13 protein-coding genes are annotated in these 14623 nt (G+C 60.0%); 10 read left to right on the forward strand and 3 right to left on the reverse strand.

Going from position 1 to position 14623, the window contains the following annotated elements:
- Position 1: 1 nt before the first annotated feature.
- The 4 genes from ACM66T_RS07185 to ACM66T_RS07200 all read left to right on the forward strand — a co-directional run bounded on the left by ACM66T_RS07185 (position 2) and on the right by ACM66T_RS07200 (position 4108).
- Entirely contained in the window at positions 2 to 1042 is a 1041-nt protein-coding gene (locus ACM66T_RS07185; protein WP_231018154.1) for a coproporphyrinogen III oxidase, read from the forward strand.
- Between the two features lie 43 nt (positions 1043 to 1085).
- Entirely contained in the window at positions 1086 to 1229 is a 144-nt protein-coding gene (locus ACM66T_RS07190; protein WP_231018155.1) for a hypothetical protein, read from the forward strand.
- Positions 1230 to 1346: 117 nt separating this feature from the next.
- A complete protein-coding gene (locus tag ACM66T_RS07195; RefSeq protein ID WP_231018156.1) occupies positions 1347 to 2672 on the forward strand; it encodes an NAD-binding protein in 1326 nt (441 codons plus the stop codon).
- Positions 2654 to 4108, forward strand: a complete 1455-nt coding sequence (locus ACM66T_RS07200) for a TrkH family potassium uptake protein (protein WP_231018157.1) — start codon at positions 2654 to 2656, stop codon at positions 4106 to 4108. Before ACM66T_RS07195 ends, ACM66T_RS07200 begins: the two co-directional genes overlap by 19 nt.
- Here the strand turns inward: ACM66T_RS07200 and ACM66T_RS07205 are convergent.
- Positions 4105 to 4620, reverse strand: coding sequence for a hypothetical protein (locus ACM66T_RS07205; protein ID WP_231018158.1), 516 nt, complete (start codon positions 4618 to 4620; stop codon positions 4105 to 4107). The two genes, ACM66T_RS07200 and ACM66T_RS07205, sit on opposite strands and share 4 nt — an antisense overlap.
- A 176-nt stretch (positions 4621 to 4796) precedes the next feature.
- On the opposite strand from ACM66T_RS07205, the gene ACM66T_RS07210 reads away from it, so the two are divergent.
- From ACM66T_RS07210 to ACM66T_RS07230, 5 genes are all read left to right on the forward strand, one after another.
- A complete protein-coding gene (locus tag ACM66T_RS07210; RefSeq protein ID WP_231018159.1) occupies positions 4797 to 5372 on the forward strand; it encodes a class I SAM-dependent methyltransferase in 576 nt (191 codons plus the stop codon).
- A 42-nt stretch (positions 5373 to 5414) separates the two neighbouring features.
- Positions 5415 to 5744: a hypothetical protein gene (locus tag ACM66T_RS07215; protein WP_231018160.1), complete on the forward strand. Its 330-nt coding sequence runs from the start codon at positions 5415 to 5417 to the stop codon at positions 5742 to 5744.
- Between the two features lie 58 nt (positions 5745 to 5802).
- Positions 5803 to 8154: a 5-methyltetrahydropteroyltriglutamate--homocysteine S-methyltransferase gene (metE, locus tag ACM66T_RS07220; protein WP_231018161.1), complete on the forward strand. Its 2352-nt coding sequence runs from the start codon at positions 5803 to 5805 to the stop codon at positions 8152 to 8154.
- Positions 8109 to 8837, forward strand: coding sequence for a tRNA pseudouridine(65) synthase TruC (gene truC / locus ACM66T_RS07225; protein WP_231018162.1), 729 nt, complete (start codon positions 8109 to 8111; stop codon positions 8835 to 8837). The genes metE and truC overlap by 46 nt, the downstream gene beginning before the upstream one ends.
- An 82-nt stretch (positions 8838 to 8919) precedes the next feature.
- Entirely contained in the window at positions 8920 to 9312 is a 393-nt protein-coding gene (locus tag ACM66T_RS07230; RefSeq protein WP_231018163.1) for a c-type cytochrome, read from the forward strand.
- Between the two features lie 10 nt (positions 9313 to 9322).
- Here the strand turns inward: ACM66T_RS07230 and dsbD are convergent, their stop codons facing one another.
- The gene (gene dsbD, locus ACM66T_RS07235; RefSeq protein ID WP_231018164.1) at positions 9323 to 11125 is read right to left on the reverse strand and encodes a protein-disulfide reductase DsbD; all 1803 of its coding nucleotides are present in this window, start codon (positions 11123 to 11125) and stop codon (positions 9323 to 9325) included.
- 105 nt (positions 11126 to 11230) lie between these two features.
- Positions 11231 to 13057: a protein containing Six-hairpin glycosidase-like domain protein gene (locus tag ACM66T_RS07240; protein WP_416768211.1), complete on the reverse strand. Its 1827-nt coding sequence runs from the start codon at positions 13055 to 13057 to the stop codon at positions 11231 to 11233.
- Between the two features lie 196 nt (positions 13058 to 13253).
- Here ACM66T_RS07240 and ACM66T_RS07245 point away from each other — a divergent pair, with 196 nt between their 5' ends.
- Positions 13254 to 14381, forward strand: a complete 1128-nt coding sequence (locus tag ACM66T_RS07245) for a hypothetical protein (protein WP_231018166.1) — start codon at positions 13254 to 13256, stop codon at positions 14379 to 14381.
- Positions 14382 to 14623: the final 242 nt, after the last annotated feature.

The raw sequence follows: 14623 nt of genomic DNA on the forward strand, positions 1-14623 counted from the left end.
CATGGAACGAATCTATTCGAAAACGGCGGAGTCGGAGGCGGCGATCGCCCTGATGGAGAACCTGCAGCTCTACTTCGTCAACCGCCTGGGCGGGCTGAGCCAGATCTTCGGCGGGAACGTCCCCTTCGAAGCCGTGGAGTGGTTCCGCGACGAGGGACGCCACGGCGGCGGGATGCGCTACGAAGGGCGCGACGAGCGCCTCTTCAACCGCGCCTCCGTCAACGTGTCGCAGGTGCACTACGAGGATATGCCCGAAAAGAAACTCGACGCCGCCAGCGCCATCTCGACCATCATCCACCCGCGTAACCCCCATGTCCCCTCGATCCATATGCATATCAGCTATACCCGTATGAAGGACGGCGAAGGCTACTGGCGCATCATGGCGGACCTGAACCCCTCCATCTTCTACGAAGAGGATCAGCACCGCTTTATCGAACACCTCAACTTCATCACCCCCGACCTCTTTGAGCGGGGCGCGGAACAGGGTGACCGCTACTTCAACATTCCCGTCCTCGGACGCCACCGCGGCGTCGCGCACTTCTACCTGGAGCACCATAACAGCGGCGACTTCGGGACGGACTACGGTTTTGCGAAATATTTTGCCGAGCAGGTGATCGACGTCTATGTCTCCATCATCGCCGACGCCCTGGCCAAGCGTACGGAGGTGAGCGAAGAGGATGTCGCCGAACAGCTCGCCTACCACACACTCTACCTCTTCCAGGTCCTCACCCTCGACCGCGGCACGACCTCGGGGCTGCTGATCCACGACCAGAACGACGTCGGCATCATGGGCTCCATCCCCGAGTTCGTCGACAAAGCGCTGCTGCAGAGCTGGCTGCCGAAGATGGCTTCCCCGCAGGATGCGCTCCTGCAGGCCATTATCGACGCCCTTCCCGAAGCGGACGAGATCGTCCTGGTCGACGAGCCGGTCAAGGCGCGCCTGGCCGAAGCGGTACGCGCCCATTACAAAGCCCATCCCGAAGCCCTCACCATGCAGGCCGACAGCGCCGTCGTTCCGCCGACCGTGGAGAACCACCGCTGATTTCAGGCTATAATGGTCTGAAGACAACCACGAGGAGTTGACAGTGGGCCCTCCGAACCTTCCGCCGGACAGTGCCGGCCATCTCAATACCGCCGCCCTGCCCGGCTTTATGGTCTGGGCCGGGGTCATCATCTGCCTCGTCGCCTTCGCCTGGTACCTCGAAAGACAGCGCAACGACGACGAATAATCCCCAGGTCGAACCCGGCGCACGGTTTTCACCTCCGCAGACGATTTTCAGCCCCTTCTTTTACAAACCGGAAGCCCTTAAGAAACTGTGTACTAAAATGCACCTCAAGGACACAGCGTGAATATAATCATTGCGGGTGCGGGACGGGTCGGCTACCGCCTGGCGGGTACCCTTTCGCACCGCCACAACGTCACCATCATCGACCAGAGACCCTCCGCGCTGCAGCAGCTGCAGGAGAGCATCGATGTCTTCACCATCGCTGGGAACATCGAAGACCCCGACACCTACGCCCCCCTGAAAAACCGCCGTTTCGACATCTTCATCGCCGTCACCGACAGCGACGAGGCGAACATCCTCTCCACCCTCATCGCCGGGGACGTGATCGTCGCCGACCGGAAGATCATCCGACTCAAGAACCCCTTCTTCGCCGACAGTACCATCGCCGGGAAGCTCGGGATCAGCACAGCCGTCTTCCCCTTCTCCTCCGCGGCAAAGTCCATCAGCGCGCTGCTGGATTTCCCCCAGGCGAACAACGTCAAATCCTTCATCTATACCTCCTTTCTTATGATCTCCGTATACGTGGACGACGCCCCCGAAGCGGGCATTCCGGTGTCGCATTTTATCCATGAAAGCTCCGTCGTCGTGGGGCTTGAGCGCGATAAACGCTTTATCCTCCCCGACAAAGAGACCATGCTGCAGCGGGGGGACCTCGTCTACTTCTTCGGCGCCCCCGACACCCTTCGCGCCTACTGCGCAAGGCTCAACCCCTCCCTCCCCGACCGGATCAGCCGCGTCGCCATTTTCGACGCCGACCTGCTGGGGCTGGAGATCGCCAAGGCGCTCATCCCCAAGGGGGTGCAGCTCAAGATCATCGACAACCAGATCGAGAAGTGCGAGCACGCCTCCGAGCTGCTGCAGGAGAAGGCGATGGTCATCAATAGCCACTACATTGAGCACACCCTCTTCGACAACGAACACGTCGGGCGCGCGGACATGGCGATCTTCACGAGCAAGGAGGATGAGGAGAACATCATCCGTTCCCTCGAAGCGAAAGAGCGCGGCATCACGCGGACGGTGGCGATCAACAACGACCTCGAACGCTACCAGCTGATGCACTCCCTGGGCATCACCGCCATCCGAGGCCCGAAATCGAGCGCCTACTACACGATCCTGGAGAAGATCAGCTCCAGCTCCATCATTTCCGAACGCCACTACTGCGGCGGCAAGGGGCTGATCTACTCGCGCAAGATCTTCCCCGATTCGCCGCTGCTGGAGAAGATGGTCAAACCGCCGAACCCGAAACGATGCCGCTGTTTTCTCTTCCGCGACGGCATCCTGCTGCCCTGGGTGGCGAAACTGCAGCTGCACCGCGAAGACGTCCTGTTCGTTTTCGTCCATGCCGATAATGAAGAGGAGATCAAACAGTGGATCTACACACTCTGATCAACAGCGCCAAGTTTATCAGTGCCATCGGCATTGGCCTGGCGCTCTTCTTTCTCATTCCCATCGGCACGGGCATCGTGTACGGCGAAAACATGGCGCCCTTCATCCGCTTCGACCTGCTCTTTTTTCTCTTCAACCTTGTCCTGTTCGCCGCCCTCTACCGCCGGCGGATGCGGATGACGGTCAAAAGCGCCATCTTTTCGGTTAACCTCGTCTGGATACTGCTCGGCATCGCCGGGGCCGTCCCCCTCTACATCTACACCGAGGCTACCTTCACCGAATCTTTTTTCGAAGCGATCAGCGGCTTTACGACAACCGGGGCGACGATTTACACGGAAATAGAGCACCTGCCCAAAAGCATCCTGATGCTCCGCAGCCTGATGCACTGGCTCGGCGGGATGGGGATCATCGTCCTGGGCGTGGGCCTGCTTTCGCTCATCAACCCGACCGGTTCCATGACGATGTTCCGGGCCGAATCCACCGGTGTGCAGCTGGAGAAGGCGACGCCGAAAATCAGGGATACGGCGCTGCGGCTCTGGGGGCTCTACCTCTTCTTTACCGCGGCGAACACCGTGCTGCTCCTCGCCGGCGGGATGAACCTTTTCGATGCCGTCAACCACGCCTTTTCGACGATCTCGACGGGGGGCTTTTCCACGCGCGACCTCTCAATGGGCTATTGGGACGACGCGCCCGTCATCCTCTGGACGACGACCTTTTTCATGATGCTTTCGGGAATCAACTTCCTCGCCCACCTCAAAGCGGCCCGGGGCGACTTCAGCGGTTTCCGCGCCGAAGAGGTGCGGTGGTATCTCGGACTCTTCATCCTGCTCGCCTCCGTCCTCACCCTGGTGCACCTGGCCAACAGCGGCGACAGCATCGTCTACAGTACGACCCACGCCTTTTTCACCGTCGCCTCCCTGCTGACCACCACGGGCTTCGCGACGATCAACTACGAGCTCTGGGGCGCCGTCCCCGTCGCGCTCCTGCTCATCGCCATGCTGCTCGGCGGCAACGCCGGTTCGACGGCGGGGGGGATGAAGATCATCCGTTACGTCATCCTCTTCAAGAACCTGAAGTCCCAACTCAAACAGATCCTCCACCCCAATGCCGTCGTGGGGGTCTTCGTCGACCGCAAACCCGTCAGCAGCAAAGTCATCGGCAGCGTCAGCGGTTTCCTCTTCCTCTTTATCACCACCAACGTCCTGCTCACCTTCTACCTCTTTGCCCGCGGCTACGATGCGGTCACCTGCATCAGTACCTCGATCGCCTGCGTCGGCAATATCGGGCCGGGCTTCGCCATGACGGGCCCCTCGGAGAACTTCCACTTCTTCAGCGGGATCGACAAAATGATCCTCTCGGCGGCCATGATCATCGGCAGGCTGGAGTTCTTCACCGTCGTGCTGCTCTTTACCCGGGATTTCTGGAAACGCTATTAGCGCTCCGGGGAGGTTTCGTTCCAGAGAGGGTTGTCCCGGTCGTCGGGATGAAGTTTCGCCTTCTCTTCCGGGTAGATATGCCAAAATGAGGCATCTATCGCCCCCTCTTCATAGGCTGCTTTTTTGTCATGGTAGAAGGGACACCACCAATTCTCCACAACTTTCACGAGATAGGCCAGGTAGCTAAAGAGCGCCACGCTCAAAGGGCAGTAGAGTTTGCAGTTGAAGAGCCAGAAGAAGCGGAAACGGCTGAGGTGCCATCGCGGCGTCTCCGTCGTGAAAGTGATCTGGTCACGCCGCGTATAGCGGTGGCTCTCCCAGTCGGGGACGAACTCCCGGTAGGTCTTCAGGTTCTCCGCCCCCATGATCCTGAGGTGCCAGCGCACCAGTATGACCGCCAGGACGGCGAAGGGGATCGCCGCCAGGATCGGCAGGTAGATCAGCACCGCGCCCGGCACCGTTTTCCACATAGACTTCGTTTTATGATGCGCCCCGATTCTGACCCGTTCCATGCAACTCCTTTATGGAGACCCAGTATAAACAAAGCGGCTTGAGGGAGTGATTAAGCTGCCGCTGCCGCGTTTTCTGTGAAAACACCAGACATCGTATCATCAGCCGTTTGGGACTATAATCGGTTTCATTGTTTCTGCATACCCGGGAGAACAGAGACATACGACAAGGAGACACATTGGCGCAAAAAGACAAAGAGAAATGGGATAAGAAATACACCGAGATGGAGGGGCTGCTCGAACGCAGGCCACCGAGTGAACTGGTCAGTACACATGCCGCCGAAGCCCCTGGAGCGAGGGCCCTCGACCTCGCCTGCGGCGGCGGGCGCCACAGCCTCTATCTGGCCGACGAAGGGTTTAGCGTCGATGCCGTCGACATCTCGACCGTCGCCCTTGCGGCCCTGCGGGAGAAGGCGGACCTTGACAAGATCAACCTGATCGAAGCGGACCTCGACACCTTCGTCCCCGACGCGGAAACCTACGACATGATTGTCAAAACGAACTTCCTCGACCGCGGCCTGATCGCACGGGCAAAAGCGGCGCTGAAACCCGGCGGTATCATGGTCCTGGAGACCTACATGGCCGATGCGGGCAACGAGAAGCCCGACTCCAACCCGGATTTCCTGCTCCAGAAAGAGGAACTCAAATCGCTCTTCGGCGAGGGCTTCAGCGTCCTGGAGTACAAAGAGTTCTGGAACGAACCGCACGAAAAATACCGCATGCGCAAACAGGCGATTGCCGTACGCAAAGATTGATCGCAGTATAATGGCGCAAGATTTTTGAACAGGAGAGGTTCTTTGAGAACACCCAGAGGCTTCGGCAAGCGTTATTTCACCCTCGCTTCCATCCAGGCGCACAGCGTCGCGCCCGCGCAAAACGCCCTGCGTGTATGCCTCGAAACCTACGCCACCGTCCTGCAGCACGACCGTGAAAGCGACGAGGCGCCACCGGAAGAACCCCTGGAGGCCCTCACCTGTTTTGCCAGCGACAAGCCCTGCCACTGCGACTGTTACTTTAGACGCCGAACCTTCCTGACCCTGCGCACCTGCCGCAAACCATCCGCCTGTACCTGCAACTGCCGATTTTACAGCTTCCGACGTACCGGGGTCCATCCGCCGTACCTCTGATTTTTTCCATCCGACCTTAACAACAATCGAAAAAAGAAAAATATCAAAGGACAGACCCATGTCAAAAAACTACGTCATCGGCTACCCCCGCATCGGGGAGAACCGCGAACTCAAGTTCGCACTGGAGAGCTACTGGAGCGGCAAAAGCGACCTTGCCGCCCTTGAAGCGTGCGCATCGACACTGCGCCGCCGCCACTGGCAGGAACAGCAAGACGCCGGCATCGGCACGATCAGCTGCAACGACTTCAGCTTCTACGACGCGATGCTCGACACCTGTGTCCTGCTCGGCGCCGTCCCGGCCCGCTTCCGCAATATCGAAGACGACACCATCCGCTACTTCACCATGGCCCGCGGCGACAGCCAGCGCACCGCGATGCAGATGACCAAATGGTTCAACACCAACTACCACTACATCGTCCCTGAGTTCGCGGCCACAGACGCCTTTGCACCGAACGCATCGAAAATCGTCGCCGAATACCAAGAGGCGAAGGCGGCGGGCATCACCCCGAAAATAAACCTCATAGGCCCCCTCACCTTCCTCGGCCTCGGCAAAAGCGTTGAGAAAAACTTTGACCGCTACGCCCACTTCGATGCCGTTGTCGCCTGCTACGAAGCAGTGCTTACGGCCATCAGCACCCTCGACGACCTCGTCACCGTCCAGATCGACGAGCCGCTCCTCGTCACCGGGCCGGATGCCAAGACCCTGAGCCTGCTCAAACGGGCCTACGACCGGCTCGGCAGCACCGCGTCACAGGTGGAGATCATCGTCGCGACCTATTTCGAACACGCCTGCGAAGCCGTCGAAGTGCTCGCCCATACACCCATCAGCGGGATCGCCCTCGATTTCGTCCACGGCCCGCGCAACATGGAAGCGCTCGGCACCGTCGCCCAAAGCGGCAAAACGCTCATCGCCGGGGTGATCGACGGTCGCAACGTCTGGCGCAGCGACCTCGATGCCGTCGGCGACACCCTCGAGACGATCGCGCAGACGGTGCCAAAATCCCTCATCGTTCCCGCCACCTCCTGTTCGTTGCTGCATGTCCCCTATTCGCTCGAAGCGGAAACGGCACTGGATGCGGAGGTCATACAGTGGCTCGCCTTCGCGAAGGAGAAACTGGCCGAACTGAACGTCGTCGCCAAACGCTTTACCGGGGCGGCGCTGGACGATGCGGAACTGAGCCTGATGCAACTCAGCCGGGAAGCGGTGCACACACGGCAATGTTCCCCGCGCATCCACGACGCCGCCGTACAGCAGCGCGTTGCATCGCAGACGGGGACGGAACGTACCGAGCCCTATGAAACACGGATCAAGGCCCAGCGCGAAGCGCTGCGCTACCCTCTGCTGCCGACGACGACGATAGGTTCCTTCCCCCAGACGCCGGAACTCCGTACGCTACGCCGGGACTTCAAACGTGGCGACATCGATGTACAGACGTACGACGCGGGCATCAAAGCCTACATCGACGACTGCATCGCCTTCCAGGAGTCGATCGGCCTTGATGTACTCGTGCACGGCGAGCCCGAACGCAACGATATGGTCGAGTACTTCGGCGAACAGCTCGCCGGCTTCGTTTTCAGCGCCAGGGGATGGGTCCAGAGTTACGGCAGCCGCTGCGTCAAGCCGCCGCTCATCTACGGCGACGTCAGCCGTCCCCTGCCGATGACCGTGGGCTGGACGACCTACGCGCAGAGCAAAACTTCCAAGATCGTCAAAGGGATGCTCACCGGTCCCGTCACGATCCTCAACTGGTCCTTCGTCCGCGATGACCTGCCCCGTGCCGACGTGGCCGCGCAGATCGCCCTGGCCATCGGCGACGAGGTCGACGACCTCCAAAATGCCGGCATACGCATTGTCCAGGTGGACGAAGCGGCCTTCAAGGAGGGGTACCCGCTGCGCCGCGAGAACATCTCCGCCTACGAGACCTGGGCCGTCGACGCCTTCCGCCGCAGCGTCGCCTGTGCGCGCAGCGAAACGCAGATCCATACGCATATGTGCTACAGCCAGTTCAACGACATCATCCATACCATCGAGGCGATGGACGCGGACGTCATCTCCATCGAGACCGCCCGCAGCGGCAACGCCCTGCTGCGCATCTTCAAGGAGGTCGGCTACAAGCAGGAGGTGGGTCCCGGCGTCTACGACATCCACTCTCCCCGCGTCCCGCCGGTGGCGGAGATGGTCGTGCAGATCAACGCCCTGCTGGAGGTACTGCCCCAAGAGCAGCTCTGGATCAACCCCGACTGCGGCCTGAAAACCCGCAAATGGGAGGAGGTTAAACCGAGTTTGGCCAACATGGTCGAAGCCGTCAGCGAGGTGCGCGCCGCATTTGACGCTATAATCGCATCCAAAAAAGGCGATGCAGCATGGACGAATCCCTCGAGATCCTCTACCGCGACGAGTGGCTTGTAGCCGTAAACAAGCCCAGCGGGCTGCTCGTGCACCGCTCCTGGATCGATAAGGACGAGACGCGCTTCGCGCTGCAGCTCGTCCGGGACCAGATCGGGCAGTACGTCTATCCCGTCCACCGCCTCGACAAGCCTACTTCCGGCGTGCTGCTCTTCGCCCTCGATCCCGATACGGCCCGCAAAGTCGGCGAGATCTTCGAAGCCGGGAGCGTCCGCAAGGAGTACCTCGCCGTCGTGCGCGGCTACATTGACGAAGGGGGCCGCATCGACTACCCGCTCAAAGAGCTGCTCGACAAGATGACCGACGCGAAGGCGCGCACGGACAAAGAGGCCCAGGAAGCCGTCACGCTCTTTGAACGCCTCGCGACCGTCGAGCTTCCCATCCCCGTCGGGCGCTACCAGACCGCCCGCTACTCCCTGGTACGGCTGCGGCCCGAAACGGGGCGTAAACACCAGCTGCGGCGCCATATGAAACACCTGCTGCACCCCATCGTCGGCGATACCAAATACGGCCGGACAGAGCACAACAACCTTTTCCGGGAACATTTCGGCTGCCACCGGCTGCTGCTCGCCTCGACGAAGCTCGAACTCCCCCACCCCGTCACCGGGGAGCCGCTCTGTATCGAGGCCACCGTCGGGGAGGTCTTCGCGAGCATTCTCACCGCTTTCGGCTGGGACGCTGAATAATATTTTTTAATTTCTTACTCCCGATCTTCCCTTAACAACACAGTGGCATAATGAAAAATAACGTCCGTGTAAAGGAGTGCCGATGAAACCGATAATCCTGCCTCTTCTCCTCGCCGCATCGCTTTTTGGCGCGGACGGCTACAAGATCTACGAGCAGCACTGCGCCTCCTGCCATATGGTCATGCTCCCGCTTGAAGAACCGGCGCGCGGCCAGCAGAAGGCGAAGATGAAAGCGCCGACGATGCGCATGGTCGCCATGCGGCTGAAGATGATGATCCATATCCACAACGAGGATGAAGATATCCAGCGCAAAGTCGTCAAAGCCTTTGTCAAGGAGTACATCGACGATCCCGACGAAGAGTACGTTCTGTGTCTGCCGGAGATGGTGGAAAAGTTCGGGGTGATGACGCCCGTCAAAGGGTTGACGAACGCTGAAAAAGAGGCAGTGGCCGAATGGCTCTGGGAGCAGTTCTAGGCGCTGTGCGTTAGAGCGAGCGCAGGTGTTCCAGGAAAGCTTCGGGCGGCTTGTAGCCGATCAGCGTCTTCTCCTTCATCAGTTTCCCTGTTTCATCAAAGAAGAGGATGCCCGGAGGGCCGTAAAGTCCGAAGTTTTTCGTCAGCGCCCGTTCGGGGTCGCTGTTCTCCGTCACGTCCGCCTGCACCAGGACAAAATCCTGCAGAGCCGCCACGACACGCGGGTCGGCGAAGGTGATCTCCGCATACTCCTGGCAGGCCGCGCACCACGTGGCGGAAAAGTCCAGCATCACCTTTTTCCCTTTGTTGGCGGCGATGACCTGCTCCAGTTCCGCTTCGGAGTGGATCACCTCGAAGGCCACCTCTGTTGCAGCGACAGGCGCAGCAGCGGTGTCCTGCGTGCACATTTTGACTTCAAACCCTTTGAGAGGGTGTGTCATCGACGTCCCCCCCGAAAGCGCCCCGACGAGCAGGATCGTGCCGTAAAGCATGAAGACGATGCCGATCGCCTTGATAAAAGAGTGCATTGAACGGCGGACGCCGCCGTGGATCGGTTCGAAAGCCCCGAGGTAGACGGCGGCGACGATGAAGTAGATCGCCCAGAGCATCATCGTGATCCAGTCCGGGATCACCCGCGATACCATCCAGATGGCGACACCGATCATCACGGCGCCGAAGACCTCCGTGACAATGTTCATCCAGCCGCCCGGTTTCGGCATGAACCTGCCGGCGCCCAGGCCGATGAGCAGCAGCGGGACCCCCATCCCGAGGCTCATGACAAAGAGGGCGACGCCGCCGAGAGCCGCATTGCCCGTCTGGCCGATGTAAATCAGCGCCGCCGCCAGGCCGGGGGCCACGCAGGGGCCGACGATAAGCGCACTCAAAAAGCCCATCACCGCGACGCCGGTAAATCCGCCCTTTTCACCCGCCTTGTCCGAAAAACGCGACAGACGCGTCTGCAGCGTCGCCGGGAGCCCGATCTCGTAAAACCCGAACATGGAAAATGCCAGCGCAACAAAGATCAGCGCGAATGCCCCGATGGCCCACGGGTTTTGCAAGATCACCTGCAGGTTCTCTCCGAAAAGGCCGGCCATGATCCCGGCGATCGTATAGGCGAAGGCCATCGCCAGGACGTAAACCAGCGAAAGGGTGAACCCGCGACGGGCCGTCAGCCTCTCCCCCTGCGACACGATAATGGAGGAGAGGATCGGGATCATCGGAAAGATGCACGGGGTCAGCGAAAGTGCAAGTCCAAAGCCGAAGAAGAGGGCCAGGATCGCCCAGAGGCTGCCGCCTTTGAGCGTATCGACGATGATGTCCGTTTCGCTCTCACCCTGCGCGGCGGCCGGAGCCTTCGGCTTTTCAGGTGCTTCGGCAGCCGCCGATCCAAGTTTGGCGAGGTCGACGTCGAAGGTGTACTCTTTGTTCTGTGGCTCGTAACAGAGCCCGCGCTCCGAACAGCCCTGGAACGCGAGAGCGACGGTGACGGGGACTATGCCCGTTTTCTGCGACGATGTGAGGATAATCTCGACGGGTACGTTGTGAAGGTGGACCATGTCGCCGTCATGCTCTTCCGCAACGCTGTTGACCTTCACTTCGGAGATGGAGACCCCAGAGGGCGCCTTGACTTTGGCATCGAGCTTGTCCGCATAGACATAGATGCCCTCGCCCAGTTCGATGTCGATGGCGATGTGCTGGTTGTCAAGCAGGGAAGCCTTGGGCTTGAATGCCTCTTCGGGCATCAGGAAACTGCTCTGAAAGGCGAAGAGGAGCGTCGCCGAAAGCAGGGTAAAAAACGCGAGGAACCGTTTCACAGAAAGCCTTTGTGACGAAATTGGCCCACATTTTAGCGCAAGAAGCAAAAACAAAACAGTAACACGTCCCCATCTGCGGGGGGTTAAGCTTTCAGCGCGGGCATGTCACTTCAGGATCGGGAGCAGTCGGGCGTAGAAACAGGCGGCATGCTGCACGGCATCGACACGGATCCACTGGCGCGTCAGTTTGAAACGGAAGCTGCCGACGCTGCGCTCGGGGTAGCGGTGGGCGTACGCGGATTCGGGCGTATTGAAGGTGGCGAGCAGCCCCTGCGCCGCCAGGAGCATGGGACCGAGGATGTGCGTCATCTGCGCCTTTTCACCGCGCTGCCGCGCCAGCCGGAAGGCCGCCATCAGCCCTTCGCAGCGTGAACCGTCATGGTAGACGTGGTCACCGAAACGGTAGTAAAAACCGCCGGCATAATCGGGACAGAGCGCATCATCAGGCGTGTACATATGGCGGATCATCTGAGCCGCGTCCCCGTATACGAAGGCCCGGTGGGCATCGGTGACGACGCCTTCGATCCCGTCCCAGGCTTCGATCGCCTGCATCAGCCAGCTGTCCGCCGGCAGCGGCTCGAAGAGATCGGCATAGCGCTTCGGACGGATATGGATGAGAAAATCAAGTGCCCGGCGGCTCTCATGCCGGATGCGCGCTTTCAATTCATCCGACCCGTCGCCGTATGCATGGAAAAGCGCCAGGCCAAGCAGCGCCTCGCCGGGGTAGTAAAAGGAGAAGAGGCCCCGCTTCGTCTTGTCATCGATGCCGACCAGCGGCGCCCCCTTCCCGAAACGCGGATGGCGGTAGTAGCCGATCAACTCCCCCTCCCCGTCGATGCGGCTGAGCAGGTGCCCTACAAGTCCCTCTTCATAGCGCCCGTAACGCCCGTCGCCGCTGAGATGCCGGTAGCGCATCAGGGCGGCCAGCCCTATGCCGGCACCCCCGAGCTTGGACTTCTTGTTATAGAAGGGGTAGCAGCGATACCCCTCCGCATCTTCCTCTTCTTGCAGCGTCGTTACGAAATAATCGATGGAGCGGCGCGCCGCCTCCAGCAGACGGCGCTCTTTGAAGAGCGTATACCCCTCGAGCAGGGTGATCGTCGCGCCGCTGTGGCGCAGAATGTTGTAATACGCCGGGTTCTTCGGGTGCTGAAAATCGGCTTCGCTGTCGCGCAAGGGATCGTAATAGTAGAGGAAGCGTCCGTCGCGCCGCATATTGTCCGCCAGCCAGCCGATGCTCTCGCGCAGCACGCTCTCCACGGCGCCGGCCGAAAGGGCAAAAGGCGCCGGCAGCCCCCGGTACAGTGGAAGGGATTTCTCTTCATAGGTGATGACGGCAACGCTTTTCAGGAGACTGCACTGCAGCGGCACTCCGCGCATCATCGCGGCGCGTTGCTCCTCATCCTGCCCCTTTTGTGCCAGACCGAAACGCCTGGCAAGGAAGTCCAGCAGTTGCGTCACGCTCATGATGCTGTGGGTCACGGCATCGGAGGGCATGACGTAACGCACCTTCCCCTCATACACGCAGCGCACGCCCGTCACCCCGGGCTCATATCGTGCCGGCGACACCTCCATCCACGTCAGCTCTTCCAGACGGCAGGGCACCTCCTCTGTCACCATCTCGACCATGATCCGACAGACGGAGGGGTCGGAAACATGGAAGGCCTCAAAGCCTTTGCGTTTGCGCACTCCCGCCACGGCGCGGCGTATGCCCTCCGCCAGCGAACGGCGCCGCGATCCCCAGCGCAACGGCTTCTCGCCGCGCTGGAAAAGCGTAACATAAAGCTGCGAGCAGGAGGGATCAAAGCTCCGTGCAAACCGTTTGGGAAGCAGAAATTCCGAGGGCTCTCCCGCTAGCATCTTCCGAAGCGCCCCAAAAAACTGCATCTCATCTGCTGTTTCCACGCCGGAGACCGCGTGCGGTACCGTCATCCCTTCTCCTTCACATGCCCTCGGGCATCCATGCTGTTATCAGCTCTTACAAAAAAATGCCAGATAGGCACCCTTTGGTAAAAGCGGAGCGGGACGAGCCCGCCGCTTAGACAACGCTGTCCGGATCCGGATCCACATCCAGATCGTCCAGATCGCTGTCGTCGAAGAGGTCGAAGTCCTCCGCATCCATCGCACCATGGCCACCGCCGCCCTGTCCGGGGTTACTGTCGTCGTCATGGTCCTCATCGTTGCCGTGACCGTTATCATGGTCGTCATCGCTGTCCGTATCGGTGTCAGTGTCAGTATCACTGTCGGTGTCTGTGTCCGTATCGGTGTCTGTGTCCGTATCGGTGTCTGTATCGGTGTCTGTGTCTGTATCCGTATCGGTGTCAGTATCCGTGTCGGAATCATCGTCCGTATCGGCACCGTGACCGCCGCCGCCCTGACCCGGGTTGCTGTCGTCGTCGTGGTCATCGTCGTTGCCGTGGCCGTTGTTGCCGTCATCGTCATCCGTGTCTGTATCCGTATCAGTATCCGTATCAGTGTCGGTATCCGTATCGGTGTCTGTATCCGTGTCAGTGTCGGTATCCGTATCGGTGTCTATATCCGTGTCAGTATCCGTGTCGGAATCATCGTCCGTGTCGGCACCGTGACCGCCGCCACCCTGACCCGGGTTGCTGTCGTCGTCATGGTCATCGTCGTTGCCGTGGCCGTTGTTGCCGTCATCGTCATCGTCGGAATCATCGTCCGTATCGGCACCATGGCCGCCGCCGCCCTGACCCGGGTTGCTGTCGTCATCGTGGTCATCGTCATTACCGTGACCGTTGTTGCCATCGTCATCGTCATCGTCGTCATCGTCATCATCGTTATCGGTGTCAGTGTCGGTGTCTGTGTCTGTATCCGTATCGGTGTCTGTATCCGTATCGGTGTCAGTGTCCGTATCGGTGTCTGTATCTGTATCCGTGTCTGTATCAGTATCGGTGTCTGTATCTGTATCCGTATCGGTGTCAGTGTCTGTATCCGTATCGGTATCAGCCGCCGGACGGGCATCCGCCGGATTGCCGATATCTGCGCTCGCAAAACCACGGGCACCCACTTCGTCACCCTCCTGATCGGCACCGACGTCACCCCGCGCGTCATCACGCTGTTCATAGATGGCGCCGTTGCTCAGTCCGCTGCCCTGGCCACCGCCCTGACCTGCTGCAGTCGCACCCATATCGCCACCCATCAGGGCGGTTTCGAGGGCGGTAACATCACCGATCAGCGCATCGTTTTCCGCCGTATCGACTGTTACGCTGCTGTCGAGTACGACATGTTCGTGTGAGCCGATCTCAACGGTATGGCCGTTATCAAGACTCAGGACGATCCCGCCATCGCCGGTGATCACGATGTCATTTTCGTGGATGATATCCCCGGATACAGCGATCCTTTCGTGGCCGCCCGGTCCAATCACTTTCACAACGCCTTCAATTGCCGTTACCATTCCGATTGCAGTTGCCATCTCATCTCCTTTTGATGTATCTTAGCTGTATTATAGGCATTAACCGTCCCACAGCTCAATACTAC

The organism is Sulfurimonas sp. ST-25 (genome assembly GCF_048079205.1).
Classification (GTDB): domain Bacteria; phylum Campylobacterota; class Campylobacteria; order Campylobacterales; family Sulfurimonadaceae; genus Thiomicrolovo; species Thiomicrolovo sulfuroxydans.

Bases quoted from the DNA above. Each gene is read 5' to 3' on its own strand.
- ACM66T_RS07185 (WP_231018154.1), top strand. From the start codon at position 2: ATGGAACGAATCTATTCGAAAACGGCGGAGTCGGAGGCGGCGATCGCC.
- ACM66T_RS07205 (WP_231018158.1), bottom strand. From the start codon at position 4,620: ATGGAACGGGTCAGAATCGGGGCGCATCATAAAACGAAGTCTATGTGG.
- metE (WP_231018161.1), top strand. From the start codon at position 5,803: ATGTCAAAAAACTACGTCATCGGCTACCCCCGCATCGGGGAGAACCGC.
- truC (WP_231018162.1), top strand. From the start codon at position 8,109: ATGGACGAATCCCTCGAGATCCTCTACCGCGACGAGTGGCTTGTAGCC.
- ACM66T_RS07230 (WP_231018163.1), top strand. From the start codon at position 8,920: ATGAAACCGATAATCCTGCCTCTTCTCCTCGCCGCATCGCTTTTTGGC.
- ACM66T_RS07240 (WP_416768211.1), bottom strand. From the start codon at position 13,057: ATGACGGTACCGCACGCGGTCTCCGGCGTGGAAACAGCAGATGAGATG.
- ACM66T_RS07245 (WP_231018166.1), top strand. From the start codon at position 13,254: ATGGCCACCGCCGCCCTGTCCGGGGTTACTGTCGTCGTCATGGTCCTC.